6 protein-coding genes are annotated in these 4,515 nt (G+C 33.9%); all 6 read right to left on the bottom strand.

Annotation, left to right across the window (positions count from 1 at the left end; translation table 11 throughout):
* Positions 1-88: 88 nt before the first annotated feature.
* The gene (gene ygiD, locus RBU60_RS14045) at positions 89-919 is read right to left on the bottom strand and encodes a 4,5-DOPA-extradiol-dioxygenase (RefSeq protein ID WP_456085769.1); all 831 of its coding nucleotides are present in this window, start codon (positions 917-919) and stop codon (positions 89-91) included.
* A 100-nt stretch (positions 920-1,019) separates the two neighbouring features.
* Positions 1,020-1,763 carry a siderophore-interacting protein gene (locus RBU60_RS14040; RefSeq protein ID WP_308865695.1) on the bottom strand — a complete coding sequence of 248 codons (744 nt, stop codon included), beginning with the start codon at positions 1,761-1,763 and terminating at the stop codon, positions 1,020-1,022.
* A 4-nt stretch (positions 1,764-1,767) separates the two neighbouring features.
* Positions 1,768-2,196, bottom strand: coding sequence for a DoxX family protein (locus RBU60_RS14035; protein ID WP_308865694.1), 429 nt, complete (start codon positions 2,194-2,196; stop codon positions 1,768-1,770).
* A gap of 4 nt (positions 2,197-2,200) precedes the next feature.
* A complete protein-coding gene (locus tag RBU60_RS14030) occupies positions 2,201-2,725 on the bottom strand; it encodes a YceI family protein (RefSeq protein ID WP_308865693.1) in 525 nt (174 codons plus the stop codon).
* Between the two features lie 43 nt (positions 2,726-2,768).
* Positions 2,769-3,338: a YceI family protein gene (locus tag RBU60_RS14025; RefSeq protein ID WP_308865692.1), complete on the bottom strand. Its 570-nt coding sequence runs from the start codon at positions 3,336-3,338 to the stop codon at positions 2,769-2,771.
* A 99-nt stretch (positions 3,339-3,437) separates the two neighbouring features.
* Positions 3,438-4,271: a helix-turn-helix domain-containing protein gene (locus tag RBU60_RS14020; RefSeq protein ID WP_308865690.1), complete on the bottom strand. Its 834-nt coding sequence runs from the start codon at positions 4,269-4,271 to the stop codon at positions 3,438-3,440.
* Between the last annotated feature and the right edge of the window lie 244 nt (positions 4,272-4,515).

Genomic DNA, 4,515 nt, shown 5'->3' with positions numbered 1-4,515 from the left:
AGCCGTATGATGCGAGAGTATCACGTACGGTTCTGTGAGAGGTTTAGGGGTGAGATTCCCCTTTACCTACTCTACTTTTTTCCGCACGTCAATTAGATTCTATTTTTAAAGAAGTCATAGACATTGAACCACCAACAGATTTGTCGTTAAACAATGTTACTTTTTCATTTTCTTCTTTCAATGCCAATGTGTAAAGCAATGGCAGATAATGTTCGGGTGTTGGGATGGCTAAATCAAATGCTTTTCCTTGCGATTTAAAGTCAATAAGTTTTTGATGGTTTCCACTTAAAATGTGACTTTTCATCATTTCGTTTGCTTCTGTTGCCCAATCGAAAGCATATTCTTCGTTTAATTTTTTCCAAGCTACCATACGAAGATTATGAACCATATTTCCACTTCCAATAATCAAGATTCCTTTTTGACGAAGACTACTTATTTCTTTTGCCAATTCATAATGATATTTTGCTGGTTGCGAATAGTCTATACTCATTTGTATTATAGGAATATCCGCATTTGGATATAAATGTTTAATCACGCTCCAAGCTCCGTGGTCGAGTCCCCATTTATCGTCTAATCCAACTTCTGTTTTGGTAATAATTTTTTTAGTTTCTTTTGCTAATTCTGGACTTCCTGGTGCTGGATATTGAACATCAAACAATGCTTGTGGAAAACCACCAAAATCGTGTATTGTCGGTGGATTTTGCATTGCTGTTACAAATGTTCCTTTGGTTTCCCAATGTGCCGAAATACAAAGAATAGCATTTGGTCTTATAAGTTCTTCACCCAGTTTTTTGAATGCTAAAACAAATTCGTTTTCTTCAATGGCATTCATAGGACTGCCATGACCAAGAAATAACACAGGCATCTTGCTTGTGTTACTCATTTTTGAAGTCATTTTATTTAAATCTTTTAAATTCATACTGTAAGGTATTAAAGGCAAATATGCCATAGATTTTAAAAATTGTTTTCTATTCATTTTATGTAACTAACTTTACCCAACTACTTTGGAAATTTTGAAATTAGGGATTTTCCATTTTTGCATGTTTGTGTTCCTCTTCTTTCAGTCCTATTTTCCAGTAAGAACTTATGTAGGTAATAGCGTTATTAAAACGTTCTTCGCCTTGTAGATAGCTTTTTATTTCTCTGATGGTACTCAATTCGCCGGCTACAAAAATATTGGGAACGCCTTCTAAATGTTTTATTATTTTTAATGCATCTAATTGCTGATTGCTTTTAATTGTTGGATTTGGATGAATAAACCATTGCACTTCAATATTTTTAGGAATTGAGATATTCTGCTTGTCTCCTTCATCCATTATTTCTAATAACGCATATCCTTTTGCATCCGCAGATAAAGATTCCATTACAGAAATTGCCGCTGGAAGTGCAGACATATCAGCAGCAAAAACGTACCAATCGCCTTCTGCGGAATTTATTTTAAGTTCACCAGGTCCCAACAAATCAATCTCGTCACCAACTGATGCATTTATCGCCCAATCGGTCGCTGGTCCCGCTGGTTGATGGATGGCAAAATCAATGGTAAAAACTTTTTCATTCGGGTTGTAACTTTTGGCTGTATACGTTCTCAATTTCGGCTTTTCATCTGAAGATAATGCGTTAGGGATAACAAGCTTTACATAGCATCCCGGTTGCCATTGTATATTTTCATTTATGTGTTTTCCATATAATTTCAAACGTATCATATGTAATGAAATTTGCTCTTTGTATATGACCTGTAGTGTTTGTGGGGCTGGTTTACTCATATCGTTATATTTTTTTGCTCAACCAATTATCGATTGAATATTTTCCTGCTCCAACAATTGCAAGCACTACATAAATTAAAAGATAAAGTAATGCCATTTCTTTAACTGCAAAATCATCATTTGCGTGCACAATAAATGCAGCAATAAACATTGTTATACTTAAAGATATGGCTGAAAACCGTGTTGCTACTCCAAGAATCAAAAAGAGTGAACAGAATACTTCGGCAAAGACTGCAAGTGCCAAGGATGCTGTTAAACCAACACCCATAGGGTCTGCAAATTGTATTGGATCGTTACCAAATAGCATTGTTAGTTTTCCTAAACCGTGTGTCAACATCATTCCTCCAATTGTAACTCGAAGTATCAACAATGCTATGGATATGTTATTCTGTGTGGTGTTAGAGCTAAAGCTCTTTTTAATTAACTGTTTCATTTTTTTATTGTTTTACAAATTGAACTTCTGCATTAATTTTTATTTCATTTCCGACCATTACTCCACCTGCTTCCAAGGCAGCATTCCAATTAAGACCAAAGTCTTTACGGTTCAGTTTGCCATTTATGGAAAAACCTGCTTTTTCGTTTCCGTAAGGGTCTTTCATAAAACCTCCAAACTCGGTATCTAACGTGATTTCTTTAGTGGTTCCTTTAATTGTAAGGTCGCCTACTAATTTGAATTCATCATCATCTACTTTTTTGATTGAAGTGCTTACAAATGTAATTTCTGGGTATTTTTCTACTTCAAAGAAGTCAGGGCTTTTTAGGTGCGTGTCTCTATCGTTATTATTAGTAGATATGGAACTTGCATCAATGTTTGCTGAAATTGTTGATTTTGTAAAATCTTCACCATCAATATTTGCTTGAAAAGTTTTGAATTCTCCGTTGACGTTAGAAATCATTAAGTGTTTTACTTTAAAAGTGATTTCGCTGTGTGTTGGGTCTATTGCCCATTTTGTTGTTTTCATTTTTATTAAGTTTTAATTCTTTTATAAATAATTTTAAAAAATATTACTGCTTGGCAAACTGTAAGTTGACTACTATGGTTACATCTTTTCCAATGCCAACAGCTGTTGGGTCATAATCAATATTATAATCAATCCTATTGATGATTGTTTCAGCTTTCATACCTAACTTTTCCTCTTTGTCGCTCTTGGCAATTCCTCCAAAATTTACATTAAAAATCACATCTTTCGCAACATCCTTGATGGTGAGCTTACCATATAGTAAATAATGGTCTGGTTTATCTGTTGCTAAAATTTTATTACTCTTAAAAGTCATATTAGGGTACTTTTCAACTTCAAAAAAATCAGCACTTCTTAAGTGATTGTCTCTATTTTCTACATTGGTGTTTATACTTTTTACATCAACAGTAAAATCGAAACTTGCATCGTTAAGAGCTTCTCCGTTTTTAGTTAAGTTTCCTGTGTATTCTAAAAACTTCCCGTTTACAAGGCTAATTCCAGAGTGGGAAATATTAAAATTTAAGGATGAATGGTAAGGGTCTACTTTCCATTGGGTCTGTGCGTATGAACCTATAGTTATAAAGGTTATTGCTAATAAATACATTACTTTTTTCATAATCATTAAATTTAAATTCTATTGAATTGTTATTTGATTACAAAATTAGCAACAAGGCTTATGTTTTGAATTACACTATGCGGTAGTTGAGTTGTAAATTTAGGAAGTGAGCCTTTTTTGCATATCGTCCCTAAATTCAGTTGGCGATTGTCCAGCCTTCTTTTTGAACACATTAGAGAAGTATGAGTTTTCGTTATACCCCAATTCGTAGGCAATTTCAGAAATAGTTTTTTCGGTGGAAATCAATAGGTTTTTTGCTTCAATCAATTTACGGGTTTCGATTATTTCAGAAACACTTTGCTCTAAAATATTTTGGCAAATTAGATTCAAATTTCTTGATGACATAAATAGTTTTTCCGCATAGAATTCCACGCCAACTGGTCTTCGATAATTTTCTTCAAGAATGTTCAGAAAATTTCCAAAAGAAATGTGCTGTGTTTTTTGTGTAGTTTCATTTTGTGGCTCTGACTTTTTCCTTTCAGCTTCTATCATTGTAAACAGAACGCTCAATAGTTGTTTTATGATAGCATAATTAGGGGTTTCTTGATTTGTTTCAGCAGACATCATCTTACATAAGTCAACCAATCTTTGAAAACAAGGTCCTTTTTCTAATTTTATGTTGGCTTGGTCGTGATAAAAAGAATACAGCTGAAACGTGGTTTCTGGAATAAATTCACTTTTGAAACGGATTGCCCAAATATCGCATTTGCCATTAAATATTCTTGGTATCAATCGATGTACTTTTCCTTTGGATATAAAACTAACAAAAGGTGCTTGGGTTTTCGTAGAATCAAAATCTATGAAATGTTCCAGCTCTCCGTCTATTCCTATCAACAATTCCTCGAAATCGTGATTATGTGGTTCGTCAGGTTGTTCAGAAATCTTTTTTGCTTCTGATTTGTCAACTCTGAATATTTGAAATAGTTTACGCATTTATTGTTCGGTGGTTTTTTTTAGGTTGCAGCTAACGTTGTTGTATATGGTTTGTTGCGTGTTTAAGCACCTAATTTAGCAAATAAAAACCGAATAGAAAATCCGCGAGGATTTTCGTAAGTAGGCAAGAACTAGCAATAAATTATATACGGTGTTAGCCATCTGGCTGTGTGTCCTGTGTTGCTTCGGGATACAATTTAGTGATAAATGTAGGAACAACAAAACTGTAATTGAGATGAGAGTC

This window comes from Mesonia profundi, assembly GCF_031085155.1.
Taxonomy (GTDB): Bacteria; Bacteroidota; Bacteroidia; order Flavobacteriales; family Flavobacteriaceae; genus Mesonia; species Mesonia profundi.
Note: the sequence above shows the minus strand (reverse complement) of the source record. Positions and strands in the feature narration are given on the sequence as shown.